Source organism: Pontibacter sp. FD36 (assembly GCF_015686655.1).
Lineage (GTDB): Bacteria > Bacteroidota > Bacteroidia > Cytophagales > Hymenobacteraceae > Pontibacter.
Window position 1 is genome coordinate 49,455 of the sequence record NZ_JADPMP010000011.1, and the last position, 12,654, is coordinate 62,108.

The 12,654-nt window shown below is 43.5% G+C and carries 18 protein-coding genes; all 18 read right to left on the bottom strand.

Features of this window, described 5'->3' with window-relative positions:
• Positions 1-85: 85 nt before the first annotated feature.
• Positions 86-1,945 carry a Fe-S protein assembly chaperone HscA gene (gene hscA, locus I0P70_RS15945; protein WP_196119929.1) on the bottom strand — a complete coding sequence of 620 codons (1,860 nt, stop codon included), beginning with the start codon at positions 1,943-1,945 and terminating at the stop codon, positions 86-88.
• 110 nt (positions 1,946-2,055) lie between these two features.
• Positions 2,056-2,622, bottom strand: a complete 567-nt coding sequence (locus tag I0P70_RS15950) for a helix-turn-helix domain-containing protein (RefSeq protein ID WP_196119930.1) — start codon at positions 2,620-2,622, stop codon at positions 2,056-2,058.
• Positions 2,623-2,789: 167 nt separating this feature from the next.
• Complete coding sequence (locus I0P70_RS15955; protein ID WP_007654253.1) at positions 2,790-3,089, bottom strand: septum formation initiator family protein; 300 nt, start codon at positions 3,087-3,089, stop codon at positions 2,790-2,792.
• A gap of 101 nt (positions 3,090-3,190) precedes the next feature.
• Entirely contained in the window at positions 3,191-4,468 is a 1,278-nt protein-coding gene (gene eno, locus I0P70_RS15960; RefSeq protein ID WP_196119933.1) for a phosphopyruvate hydratase, read from the bottom strand.
• 20 nt (positions 4,469-4,488) lie between these two features.
• The gene (carA, locus tag I0P70_RS15965) at positions 4,489-5,595 is read right to left on the bottom strand and encodes a glutamine-hydrolyzing carbamoyl-phosphate synthase small subunit (RefSeq protein ID WP_196119944.1); all 1,107 of its coding nucleotides are present in this window, start codon (positions 5,593-5,595) and stop codon (positions 4,489-4,491) included.
• A gap of 76 nt (positions 5,596-5,671) precedes the next feature.
• The gene (gene rplQ, locus I0P70_RS15970) at positions 5,672-6,184 is read right to left on the bottom strand and encodes a 50S ribosomal protein L17 (RefSeq protein WP_196119946.1); all 513 of its coding nucleotides are present in this window, start codon (positions 6,182-6,184) and stop codon (positions 5,672-5,674) included.
• Positions 6,185-6,254: 70 nt separating this feature from the next.
• Positions 6,255-7,244: a DNA-directed RNA polymerase subunit alpha gene (locus tag I0P70_RS15975; RefSeq protein WP_196119948.1), complete on the bottom strand. Its 990-nt coding sequence runs from the start codon at positions 7,242-7,244 to the stop codon at positions 6,255-6,257.
• A gap of 37 nt (positions 7,245-7,281) precedes the next feature.
• Positions 7,282-7,887: a 30S ribosomal protein S4 gene (gene rpsD, locus I0P70_RS15980; protein WP_196119961.1), complete on the bottom strand. Its 606-nt coding sequence runs from the start codon at positions 7,885-7,887 to the stop codon at positions 7,282-7,284.
• A 22-nt stretch (positions 7,888-7,909) separates the two neighbouring features.
• A complete protein-coding gene (rpsK, locus tag I0P70_RS15985) occupies positions 7,910-8,302 on the bottom strand; it encodes a 30S ribosomal protein S11 (protein WP_007654262.1) in 393 nt (130 codons plus the stop codon).
• A gap of 9 nt (positions 8,303-8,311) precedes the next feature.
• Positions 8,312-8,689 carry a 30S ribosomal protein S13 gene (rpsM, locus tag I0P70_RS15990; RefSeq protein WP_007654263.1) on the bottom strand — a complete coding sequence of 126 codons (378 nt, stop codon included), beginning with the start codon at positions 8,687-8,689 and terminating at the stop codon, positions 8,312-8,314.
• Positions 8,690-8,698: 9 nt separating this feature from the next.
• Positions 8,699-8,815 carry a 50S ribosomal protein L36 gene (gene rpmJ, locus I0P70_RS15995; protein WP_007654264.1) on the bottom strand — a complete coding sequence of 39 codons (117 nt, stop codon included), beginning with the start codon at positions 8,813-8,815 and terminating at the stop codon, positions 8,699-8,701.
• Between the two features lie 5 nt (positions 8,816-8,820).
• Complete coding sequence (gene infA, locus I0P70_RS16000) at positions 8,821-9,039, bottom strand: translation initiation factor IF-1 (RefSeq protein ID WP_007654265.1); 219 nt, start codon at positions 9,037-9,039, stop codon at positions 8,821-8,823.
• Positions 9,040-9,813 (bottom strand): type I methionyl aminopeptidase, encoded by a 774-nt coding sequence (gene map, locus I0P70_RS16005; protein WP_196119963.1) that lies wholly within the window; start codon positions 9,811-9,813, stop codon positions 9,040-9,042. It abuts the gene before it with no gap.
• 3 nt (positions 9,814-9,816) lie between these two features.
• The gene (secY, locus tag I0P70_RS16010; protein WP_007654271.1) at positions 9,817-11,133 is read right to left on the bottom strand and encodes a preprotein translocase subunit SecY; all 1,317 of its coding nucleotides are present in this window, start codon (positions 11,131-11,133) and stop codon (positions 9,817-9,819) included.
• A gap of 5 nt (positions 11,134-11,138) precedes the next feature.
• Positions 11,139-11,585: a 50S ribosomal protein L15 gene (gene rplO, locus I0P70_RS16015; RefSeq protein ID WP_007654272.1), complete on the bottom strand. Its 447-nt coding sequence runs from the start codon at positions 11,583-11,585 to the stop codon at positions 11,139-11,141.
• Between the two features lies 1 nt (position 11,586).
• On the bottom strand, positions 11,587-11,766 hold the full coding sequence (gene rpmD / locus I0P70_RS16020; RefSeq protein ID WP_007654273.1) for a 50S ribosomal protein L30: 180 nt from the start codon (positions 11,764-11,766) through the stop codon (positions 11,587-11,589).
• A 5-nt stretch (positions 11,767-11,771) separates the two neighbouring features.
• Complete coding sequence (gene rpsE / locus I0P70_RS16025) at positions 11,772-12,290, bottom strand: 30S ribosomal protein S5 (protein ID WP_040573757.1); 519 nt, start codon at positions 12,288-12,290, stop codon at positions 11,772-11,774.
• A 5-nt stretch (positions 12,291-12,295) separates the two neighbouring features.
• On the bottom strand, positions 12,296-12,646 hold the full coding sequence (rplR, locus tag I0P70_RS16030) for a 50S ribosomal protein L18 (RefSeq protein ID WP_196119966.1): 351 nt from the start codon (positions 12,644-12,646) through the stop codon (positions 12,296-12,298).
• Between the last annotated feature and the right edge of the window lie 8 nt (positions 12,647-12,654).

The window sequence follows — 12,654 nt, forward strand, 5'->3', positions numbered from 1 at the left end:
AGAGAGAAATAGTAACTACAAAAAGAGAAGAGCTGGCCATTACGGTCAGCTCTTCTCTTTTTACGGTATAGGCAACAGGTATAGCCTACTCTATTTTCTTGCCGGCCATAGCCTGTTTGATGGAGATCTGCATCACACGCTCTGCAAACGGGCTGGTCTGCTCTTCCAATGTGTCCACTGCTTTCAATATCTGATCTTTGTCGCCGCTTGGCAGCACGTCGCGCAGCTTTTTTAAGTTCTCCTGGGTCATCTTAATTTCTTCTTCTGTCAGGTGCTGACTGTTCTTCTCCAGGAAGCGTTCCACCTGGTACAGCATCTGCTCAGCCGTGGTGCGGGCTTCGATCACCATACGCGCCGACACATCCTCACGTGCGTGCGTAATAGAATCCATCAGCATCTGCTCTACCTGAGAGTCTGTCAAGCCATACTGTGGTTTCACTTCCACCTCCTGGCGTACTCCTGAGCGCAATTCAATCGCTTCTACTTTCAGAATACCATCTGCATTCAGAATAAAGTTTACGTCTACTTTCGGGAAGCCGGCTGGCATGGCCGGTATTCCTTTCAGGTCGAACTCAGCCAGTTTGCGGTTCTCCTTCACCAGATCACGCTCGCCCTGGTACACTGATATCTTCATGTTCACCTGACCGTCAATGGAAGTTGTGTACTGACGGCCGGCTTTGGTTGGGATCTTGGAGTTACGCGGGATAATGGAGTCCATCAGTCCGCCCATAGTCTCTATACCTAACGTAAGCGGCGTTACGTCTAGCAGCAGGATGTCTTTGCGGTTACCCGACAAGATATCGGCTTGAATGGCAGCACCGAGGGCCACTACTTCATCCGGGTTGAGGGTATTGTTGGCAGGCTTTCCGAAGAACTCCGACACCGTTTCGTATACCATCGGCACGCGTGTAGAGCCACCTACCATGATCACGGCATCGATCTGCTCCGGCTTCAGCTTGGCATCACCCATCGCCTGGCGGCAACTGTCAATAGTCTTGGCTACGATCGGGGCAATCAATTCCTCGAACTTGTGACGCGTAATACCGCATTCGATATCATTTACTTTGCTGGTATAGATCTGCTGCTGGCTCAATGCCTTTTTGGCCTCCTCTGCCTTCAAACGCAGCTCCTGCTGCAGGTTCTTGTCCTCGTTCAGCGTGTCTGCTACCAATTGGTTTTCCTGAATCCAGTAGTTGATGATAGCGCGATCCATGTCGTCGCCACCTAGATAGGTATCGCCGTGCGTTGAGAGCACTTCAAATATACCCTGGTGCAGACTCAGAATAGAAATATCAAATGTGCCACCACCCAGGTCGTAGACAGCGATCGTCTTTTCTTCAGAAGGATCTATACCTATACCGTAGGCAAGCGAAGCTGCTGTCGGCTCGTTCACGATGCGTAGCACTTCCAGTCCGGCAAGTTTACCCGCGTCACGCGTTGCTTGGCGCTGGGAATCGTTGAAGTAAGCTGGTACGGTGATCACTGCTCTATTCACAGGAGTTTTCAGAGCATGCTCGGCACGCTCACGGAGCTCTTTCAAAATCTCTGCCGACAACTCGATAGGCGAATAGAATTTATCTCCCGCCCTGATTTTCACCAGTCCTTCGCTGTCATCGTCGATGATTTTGTAACCAAAGTAATCTTTGTGCTCTCCAAGGTCTTTGTAAGATTTGCCCAGCAGGCGTTTCACTGAGTAAATGGTATTGGCCGGATCAGTAGTGAGGTATTCTTTTGCCTCATTGCCTACAATCGTCTCGCCGTTCTGGGTGAAGTGCACCACAGATGGCACAATGGTACCGCGACCGAGGTCGTTTATAGCTACCGGCTTTTTGGTTTCGGGATGTATATAGGCTACCAGGCTGTTGGTAGTCCCAAGGTCTATACCTACGATCACCTCTTCCTGCTGAAGGGCTCCCGTAGAAAGGTTTATCGCAACTTTTGCCATGTTCTTATACGTTAGTGAGGCCGCCCTCTACTGGGCAACGCTATACGCAAAGTTACGAAAAAATAAGGGGAGGTATGGGAATGGGCGTGCTTTATACCTGGTACATGGGCTTATACCTTTAATACAGCCAACGAAACAGGGTACGGATCGTGTGTAGCGTCTTTGCTAACCAGCCAGCAAACCCTGATCACGTGCAGTGCATTTAGGAAGTATAGAACCAGATAGACACCCAATACATACCACGAACCAGGAAAATGCATGATTTTCATCCAGGCAAAAAGCATGACCAGTGGATAGGTAACCAACGACCAGGTGATCTGAAAGTTTAGCAGGCTTATACCTTGCTCGTGCACGTGAAGCACTTTCTTTTTCTGTGTTATCCAGATGATCAGTGGGAAAATGAGATTCCCCAGCGGCATCAACAAGTAAGAAAGCACCGATAGATGCATTAGTAGTAATACACCTTTGTCTGGTTCCTTGCCGTAGTCATACACTTCCTCCACATCTACGTCTAGTGCCTGGCAGATGGACTGCAAGGTATAGCCGCGTGGTTCGCTTTCATTTTTCTCTATACGCTGCAAAGTGCGCAGGCTTATTCCCGCCTGCTCTGATAGTTCCTCTTGGCTCAGTCCTTTTCGCTTACGGATGTCCAGTATTTTCTGTCCCAACTGTTTCATAGTGTTTCTGTTTTTTGCTCAATGTTACAGCAAAAGTTGCTTTCGGGATAGCGGTATTACTATGTCATTCATATGACATTTGTGTCTAATGTACCTCAATGGGCTATATACAGAGAAAGCTGTTCGTCAAAACAGCTTTCTGCACATCCATCATTGGATCTGTATTCTTACTTCTCTTTCTTCGGCACAACGATAAACACATCCTCGCCCGGACGCTTCATCAGGTATTTCTCTCTGGCAAATTTTTCAAGCAGTTCCGGATTACCCATCAGTTCCTCACGATCCTGCTGTACCTCGGCCATTTTTTCCAGGTAGTACTCCTTATCCTTTTCTTTATCGCGCAACTCCCTGCTCATACGGTACTGCGTGATAAAGTCGTTGGAATCAAAGAAAAGCATCCATACCAGGAAGAGCATACCTGTAATGAAATAAAAACTGCGAACAAACTTAGGTATACGTTGAAGCATATATAGGAAACTATAGATATTATTCTGAGGGCTTTACACAAAAATAAGGGTGTGAGTCATAAACCCACACCCTTATCGGTAAAATATTTTCCAGATGTTCTTTAGAACTTCTTTCCAGGATAATAAGCCACTTCACCAAGCTCCTCCTCAATGCGAAGCAACTGGTTGTATTTGGCCATACGGTCAGAACGGGAAGCCGAACCTGTCTTGATCTGTCCAGTGTTAAGCGCTACTGCCAGGTCAGCAATCGTGTTGTCTTCTGTCTCTCCTGAGCGGTGTGACATTACACTCTTATAACCGTGACGCAGACCCAGATTAATGGCGTTGATCGTCTCAGTCAGCGTACCAATCTGGTTTACCTTAATCAGGATAGAGTTGGCTACGCCTTGGTCTATACCTTGCTGCAGACGTTTTACATTTGTTACAAACAGATCGTCACCTACCAGCTGTACCTTATTACCGATAGACTCAGTCAGCTCTTTCCAGCCTTTCCAGTCGTCTTCATCCATACCGTCTTCAATAGAAGCGATCGGATACTTCTCAGTCCACTCTTTCCAGTAGCTTACCATCTCAGAAGACGTCAGCTTATCGCCGGTAGACTTCTTGAAGGTATAGAGACCAGTAGATTTGTCGTAGAACTCAGAGCTAGCTGCATCCATGGCAATCATCATGTCGTCACCCGGCTTATAACCAGCTGCTTCGATGGCCTGCAGTACTACCTCGATTGCCTCCACGTTGGAAGCAATGTTTGGAGCAAATCCACCTTCATCACCTACGTTTGTCGAAAGACCCTTTTTCTTCAGCACGTTCTTCAGGTGATGGAACACTTCAGAGCCCATGCGAAGCGCTTCAGAGAAAGAAGGCGCACCAACTGGCATGATCATGAATTCCTGGAAGTCGATGGCGTTGTCAGCATGGCTACCACCGTTCAGGATGTTCATCATCGGAACGGGCAAGGTATTAGCATTAACACCACCCACGTAGCGGTATAATGGCATACCTAGCTCCTGAGCGGCTGCACGAGCTATAGCAAGCGATACACCAAGGATTGCGTTGGCGCCAAGGTTGGCTTTGTTGTCAGAACCATCCAGCTCGATCATGATCTTGTCTAGCAGGTTCTGCTCGAACACCGGAAACCCGACAAGCTCTTCAGCTATTTTCTCGTTTACATTTTGAACGGCCTGCAGTACACCTTTTCCCATGTACTTGCCTTTGTCACCGTCACGAAGTTCTACCGCCTCGTGCACACCCGTAGAAGCGCCAGATGGCACAGCAGCACGGCCTAATACGCCGTTTTCTGTAAACACATCAACTTCTACTGTTGGGTTGCCTCTTGAATCAAAGATCTGGCGGGCTTTAATATCTGTAATTAAGCTCATCGGTTTGTTTTTATATAGTTTTACTTGTTTTGCTCCAATAGCGTGATAAAATCATCGAATAGGTAAACGGAATCATGTGGTCCTGGTGAGGACTCCGGGTGATATTGCACCGAGAATGCTGGCTTTGACTTCATGCGTATACCTTCCACGGTATTATCATTCAGGTTGATATGCGTCACTTCTACGTCCGGGTGATTCTTCAGTTGCTCCGAATCTACAACGAAACCATGGTTCTGTGAAGTGATCTCACTAAAGCCAGTGATCAGATTTTTAACAGGGTGATTCAGTCCTCTATGGCCGTTGTGCATTTTGTAAGTTGCAATACCATTGGCCTGTGCCAGCATCTGGTGCCCCATACAGATACCAAACATCGGTCTGTTCTTGTCCAGTATTTGCTTTACACTGTTGATCGCAATGGTAGTAGCTGCCGGATCACCGGGGCCATTAGATATGAAGTAACCGTCCGGGTTCCACTTTTCCATTTCCTCAAATGGTGTATCATAAGGGAATACCTTTACCTCACAGCCACGAGCTACCAGGTTGTTCAGGCTGTTACGCTTTACACCAAGATCCAGCACAGCAACTCTGTACTTCACATCTTCTGGTTTCATGTCGTATACCTCGGGCGTGCTCACATGCGAGGACAATTCAAGCCCATCCATAGACGGTACTTCGTCTAAACGCTTTTTAAGCTCTGCGACATCAGAAGTCTCAGATGAAATGATTCCATTCATAGCGCCTTTATCTCGGATATGGCGCACAAGGGCACGCGTATCGATTTCACAGATACCAACTATACCTGCTTTTTCAAAGTAGTCTTGCAAAGAACCTTCTGCACGCTTACGGGAGAAGAAGTGCGAGAACTCTTTACACACAAGACCATTGATCTGTACTTTCCCTGATTCGACTTCATCAGACTGCACACCATAGTTACCAATGTGTGAAAAAGTAGTGACAACTAACTGACCATAATACGATGGATCCGTGAAGATTTCCTGGTAGCCAGTCATACCTGTGTTAAAGCATAACTCACCACCTGTTGTACCGATGCGACCCAGGCTCTTACCTGTGAAAACGGTACCATCTTGCAATAAAAGAATAGCTTCGGAAGTTGTGTGTTTTTTCATTTTAATAATTTGATACAAAAATAAAAAAGGGACACGACTTACGTCATGTCCCTTTGCAATATTTCACAAATGAAGCTTATTCAGCATCTTTTGTTTCATCTTTAGTGCCCTCTGCTTCTGGAGTTGCTGGAGCTGAAGCCTCAGTAGACTCAGCACCTTTTTTCTTAGAAGAAGAACGACGACGAGTTTTCTTAGCACCACCGGCAGCACCAGTTGTAGTCAGCATATCCTCGTTGTAGTCAACAAGTTCGATAACGCACATTTCAGCGTTGTCACCAAGTCTGTAACCAGTCTTCAGGATACGAGTGTAACCACCCGGTCTGTTAGCGATCTTTACAGATACTTCGTCGAACAACTCTTTCACAGACTCCTTGTCTTGCAGGTAAGCAAAAACAGTTCTTCTGGAGTGAGTTGTGTCGTTTTTAGATTTTGTCAGTAGAGGCTCAACATACTTGCGTAGTGCTTTCGCTTTGGCTACTGTTGTAGAAAGACGCTTGTGCATGATAAGCGAAGCAGCCATGTTTGACAGCATTGCTTTACGGTGCGAAGCGGTTCTTCCTAAGTGATTGATTTTTTTACCGTGTCTCATTATTTTGAATTGTGCACGTGCATACCGTCGATCAACCCACCCGGGGATCGGGAATTATGCCGTAGGATTATTAATCTTCTTCTAATTTATACTTAGAAAGGTCCATGCCAAAAGTCAGGCCTTTCTCTTGCACCAGGTTCTCAAGCTCTGTCAAAGACTTCTTACCGAAGTTACGGAACTTCATCATGTCAGAGATGTCAAGCTGTACCAGGTCGCCAAGCGTTTTAATGTCGGCAGCCTTAAGGCAGTTGTAAGCTCTAACTGAAAGATCCATATCCTGAAGTGAAGTCTTCAGTACTTTGCGCATGTGCAGCAGTTCTTCATCCACAGCTTCTTCTTCTTCAGGCTTAGCTGTTTCGAAAGTCATTGTGTTATCAGAGAAGAGCATGAAGTGCTGGATCAAAATATTGGCAGCGCCTTTCAAGGCATCTTCAGGATGTATAGAACCATCAGTCTGTATGTCAAGCAATAGCTTTTCATAGTCAGTCTTCTGCTCAACACGTGTATTTTCAACGCTGAACTTTACATTCTTGATTGGCGTGAAAATGGCATCAATTGGAATAAGACCAAAAACCTGATCAGCTGGCTTATTTTCTTCAGCAGGAACGTAACCACGTCCTTTCTGAATAGTAAGCTCTACTTCCAGAGTCATGTTCTTGTCCAGGTTGCAGATTACCAGCTCAGGGTTTAGAACCTCAAAGCTTGTAGAAAATTTGCTGATGTCTCCAGCTACAAATTTATCCTGACCTGAGATAGATACAGTGACCTTATCATCAATAACTTCGCTTACTTTCTTAAAGCGAACCATTTTCAAGTTGAGGATTATATCAGATACATCCTCTACAACGCCTTCAACAGACGAGAACTCGTGCAGTACACCAGGTATGCGAACGCTAGTAATTGCGTAACCTTCCAAAGAAGAAAGCAAAATTCTTCGCAAAGCATTACCGATGGTTACTCCGTAACCTTTTTCAAGCGGCTTGAATTCAAATAAACCATGAAAGTCGTCGGCTTTTTCCATTACAACTTTCTCTGGCATTTGAAATGCTAATATTGACATACTTGCAGTGTTAAAGGTTAAAAATTGATTAAGCGGCTTACTTAGAGTAAAGCTCGACGATCAGCTGCTCCTGAATTTTCTCAGGGATCTGGTCACGCTGTGGCGCAGACACAAATTTACCAACCATCTCAGCTGCATCCCACTCTAACCAGCTGAAAGCACGTGCATTACGTACAGTCAAGCTAGTAGTAATTGCCTCAAGAGATTTTGACTTCTCTCTAACGGCTACCGTATCACCAACTTTTAAGCTATATGATGGAATGTTAACGATCTCACCGTTAACAGTGATATGCTTGTGTAGAACAAGCTGACGAGCAGCTCTTCTTGTTGGAGCAATACCTAGTCTGTAAACTGTGTTGTCAAGTCTAGACTCAAGAAGGATCAATAGGTTTTCACCAGTGATACCGCCTTTACGAGCTGCCTTGTCAAACAGGTTAGCAAACTGCTTCTCCAGCATACCATAGATATATTTTGCTTTCTGCTTTTCAGCAAGCTGAATTGCATATTCAGACTGCTTCTTACGACGGCCACGGCCGTGCTGTCCTGGAGGATAGCTTTTCTTTTTTAATGCTTTGCTTGGGCCAAAAATCTCCTCGTTGAATTTTCTGGAGATTTTGCTTTTAGGACCAGTATATCTTGCCATTGTATTTAATCTAATTTACTAATTAAACTCTTCTGCGTTTAGGAGGACGACATCCGTTGTGAGGAAGTGGTGTAACATCCTTGATAGTTGTTACTTCGATACCAGTGTTCTGTACAGTACGGATGGCGGACTCTCTACCTGCACCAGGGCCTTTAACAAATACTTCAGCTTTACGCATACCCAGGTCATAAGCAACCTTTGCGCAATCTGCAGCAGCCATTTGTGCAGCGTAAGGAGTGTTCTTTTTAGAACCTTTAAAACCCATTTTACCAGCAGAAGCCCAAGAGATAACTTGTCCTGCGTTGTTGGTTACTGAGATAATGATATTGTTGAAAGAAGCTTTGATGTGTACCTGGCCTGTTGATTCAACAACTACAACACGCTTCTTAGCTTTGTCTTTTCTTTTCTGAGCCATGATCAAAAATTATTTAGAAGCTTTCTTCTTGTTTGCTACTGTCTTACGCTTACCTTTTCTTGTGCGCGAGTTATTCTTCGTGCGCTGACCTCGTACAGGTAGACCTTTACGGTGTCTCAAACCACGGTAGCAGCCAATATCAAGAAGACGCTTGATATGCAATTGCACTTCTGATCTCAAAACACCTTCAGTTTTGATCTCAGCTGCGATCACATTTCTGATCTCATTAGCTTCATCTTCGGTCCAGTCTTTCACCTTTTTGTCAAGATCCACCCCGGCTTTGTTTAGGATTTGCACAGAGAGATTACGACCTATACCATAGATGTACGTCAAAGAGATCTCTCCTCTTTTGTTGTCCGGAATATCAACTCCTGCTATTCTTGCCATAATTAATAATTATCCTTGTCTTTGTTTATATCTTGGATTTTTTTTGTTGATCACATAAAGCTTCCCCTTGCGGCGGATAACTTTACATTCAGCACTTCTCTTTTTTACTGATGCTTTGACTTTCATTGTAGTTATTTATATCGATAAACAATTCTTCCTTTAGTTAAATCATAAGGAGACATCTCCAATTTAACTCGGTCACCTGGCAGAATCTTGATGTAATTCATTCTCATTTTACCTGAGATATGTGCGATCACCTGATGACCATTTTCTAACTCTACCCGGAACATTGCATTTGATAATGCTTCGATGATAGTACCGTCTTGCTCGATAGAGGACTGCTTCGCCATTTATTGTTGTTTAGCTTTATCTATATAATCAAAAGTTGTTAATACTTCTGCTTGATCTTTTCTTATTACAACTGTATGCTCAAAATGAGCAGATGGTTTATTATCACGGGTCCGGATTGTCCATCCATCCTCCTCTTGAATAATATACCTGGTACCAAGGTTTACCATTGGCTCAATCGCAAGTACCAGCCCATTCTGAAGCTTTAATCCCTGTCCACGTTTTCCGTAGTTTGGCACTTCAGGAGCCTCATGTAGGTTACGCCCTATACCGTGCCCTACCAATTCTCGTACAACACCATATTTAGAAGCTTCAGCATGTGTCTGTATAGCATGGCTAACATCTCCAAGCCTATTTCCTACTACTGCTTTTTCAATACCTTTATACAAGGACTCTTTTGTAACATCTAACAGATGAGAAACCTCTTCTGAAACATTACCAACAGCATGGGTATAAGCACAGTCGCTGTGGAAACCGTTATAATAGACTCCACAGTCAACAGAAATTACGTCTCCATCGTTCAAAACGTAATTACTTGGCATCCCATGAACTACAGTCGAGTTTACCGAGATACAGAGGCTAAAAGGAAACCCATTGTAGTTCTTAAAAGATGGAACAGCTCCATGATCTTTGATAAACTCTTCAGCTCTTTTATCCAGTACCAGGGTTGACACCCCTTCCTTTATAAGAAGAGCTATTTCGCCATGTGCTTTACTTAATATTAAAGCACTCTGGCGAATTAGCTCTATTTCTTCTTCAGTCTTGTAAAAAACCATTTATTAGGATACCATGGCAATATTCTCTGTTCGGCCTCTAAGCTTACCAGATTTCATCATGCCATCATAATGACGCATTAGTAAATAACTTTCAATCTGCTGCAATGTGTCGAGAACAACACCCACCATGATGATCAGTGAAGTGCCTCCATAGAACTGAGCAAACTCTCTAGTTACTCCAAATAGCATGGCGATAGCAGGAAAGATTGCAACAAGCGCTAGATAAATAGCACCAGGCAGCGTGATTTTTGTAAGAATATTATCAATATACTCTGAGGTAGAACGACCTGGTTTAACACCCGGTACAAAACCACCACTACGCTTCAAGTCATCAGCAATTTGATTTGGATTAACAGTGATCGCTGTGTAGAAGTATGTAAATATCAGGATCATCAATCCAAACACTACATTGTACTGCCACGAAGTGAAGTCAGAGAATGTCGCTCCTATATAACTCGCTGTTTCATTTGAATCTGCCCAGATTGAAGCAATCATAGAGGGTAGAAACATTAATGATTGAGCGAAGATGATAGGCATAACACCTGCCGCATTTACTTTCAAAGGAATAAACTGGCGCTGTCCGCTGTATAGCGAGCTACCGCCAACCTGCTTGGCATATTGTACAGGGATTCTTCTTACTGCCTGAGTAAGCATTACTACAGACATTACTACAAAGAAGAGAACCACTAACTCAAATATAAACAGCAATGCACCATTTAATTCTTTAGATAAGGCTTCAGCAACAATAGCACCTGGGAAACGAGAGATAATGCCAATCATAATCAGCATTGATATACCGTTACCTATACCTTTATCTGTAATTCTTTCACCAAGCCACATACAGAAGATTGTGCCTGATGTCAACACAATCATGGAGCTTATGGTAAACAGCGTAGTATTTATTACAATTGCTTCACTGTTAATAGTCGCAACAAAGCCTACTGCTTGAGCAAGCGTAATGATAATAGTAAGAACTCGGGTGATTTGGTTGATTTTCTTTCTACCAGACTCACCCTCCTTCTGCATTTTTTGAAAATACGGAACGGCTATAGTAAGTAGCTGTAATACGATAGAAGCTGAAATGTATGGCATGATCCCTAACGCAAAGATGGAAGCATTGCTAAATGCTCCACCTAAGAACGTATCCAAAAGGCCAAATATACCTTCGGTGTTGGCCTTGAGCTGGTTAGGATCTATACCAGGAAGAACAACATAAGAACCTAATCTAAAAATAGCTATAAAACCTAAGGTATTGAGTATTCGTACTCTTAGATCATCAATAGCAAAAATGTTCTTAATTGTTGTTATAAACTTCTTCATAAAAATTAAAGGGCTACTGTTTTACCGCCTGCTTTTTCGATGGATGAAATGGCAGTCTGAGAAAAAGCATGAGCGTGTACTTCTACAGCTTTAGATATCTCTCCTCTACCTAAGATCTTAACTTTGTCATTCTTGGACACTAAACCGTGTGCCTTGAAGAAATCAAAGTTAAAAACTTTTTCATTAGTTTCTGCAGCCAAAGACTCCAGAACATCTAAATTTATTCCTTTATACTCTACTCTGTTGAAGTTTTTGAAACCAAACTTAGGTACACGTCTCTGAAGTGGCATCTGACCACCTTCAAAGCCTGACTTCTGAGAGTAGCCTGAACGAGACTTGGCACCTTTGTGACCTCTAGTAGAAGTTCCACCTCTACCTGAGCCAGTTCCTCTGCCTATTCTCTTTCTAGTCTTAACAGACCCTTCTGCAGGTTTTAATGAATTCAAATACATATTAAATGTCCTTTACTTCTACTAAATTGTGAACCTTGTTAATCATACCAGCAATCTGAGGTGTTTTCTCAACAGTTACTGATTTATTGATCTTACCAAGACCTAACGCTTGAATTGTAAGCTTTTGGTTCTTAGGTCTGTCAATAATGCTTTTAACCTGTGTGATTGTTACTTTAGCCATCTCAATTAACCGTTAAATACTTTCTGCAAATTAACACCACGCTGCTGAGCTACGGCCAAAGGATCACGCATTTTTGACAGCGCATCAAAAGTTGCTTTTACCACGTTGTGCGGGTTAGAAGAACCTTTAGACTTGCAAAGTACGTCTTTGATACCTGCACTTTCCAATACAGCACGCATTGCACCACCGGCAATTACACCTGTACCTGGTGCAGCAGGCTTCACAAGAACGAAACCACCTGAGTATTTACCTTCCATTGCATGCGGTACAGTGTGATGGTAAAGAGGAACTTTAACCAAGTTCTTTTTCGCATCATCGATACCTTTCGCAATTGCATCAGTTACCTCATTTGCTTTACCAAGGCCGTATCCAACTACTCCATTGCCATCACCAACTACGACGATAGCAGCGAAGCTAAATCTTCTACCACCTTTTACAACTTTGGCTACACGATTGATCGCAACAACTTTTTCTTTCAGTTCGATCTCGCTAGCCTTTACACTACGAATATTATTTTTCAACATAATTCTTAGAATTTAAGGCCTGCTTCGCGAGCGCCTTCAGCCAATGATTTTACATTACCATGGTAAAGGTATCCAGAACGGTCAAACACCACTTGTGAAATACCCATCTCGATAGCTTTTGCTCCTATTTCTTTACCAACCTGATTGGACACAGAAATATTAGCGTTAGTTGCACCATCAAGCTTCACAGAAGAGGCAGCCGCCAAAGTTTTTCCTGTAGTGTCATCGATCAACTGCGCATAGATAGCTTTGTTGCTTCTAAAAACAGATAATCTTGGTCTGGCGGAAGTACCAGAAATCTTGTTTCTGATACTTCTCTTAATTCTAAGTCTTCTTGATACTTTATTAACAGACATGATGATGA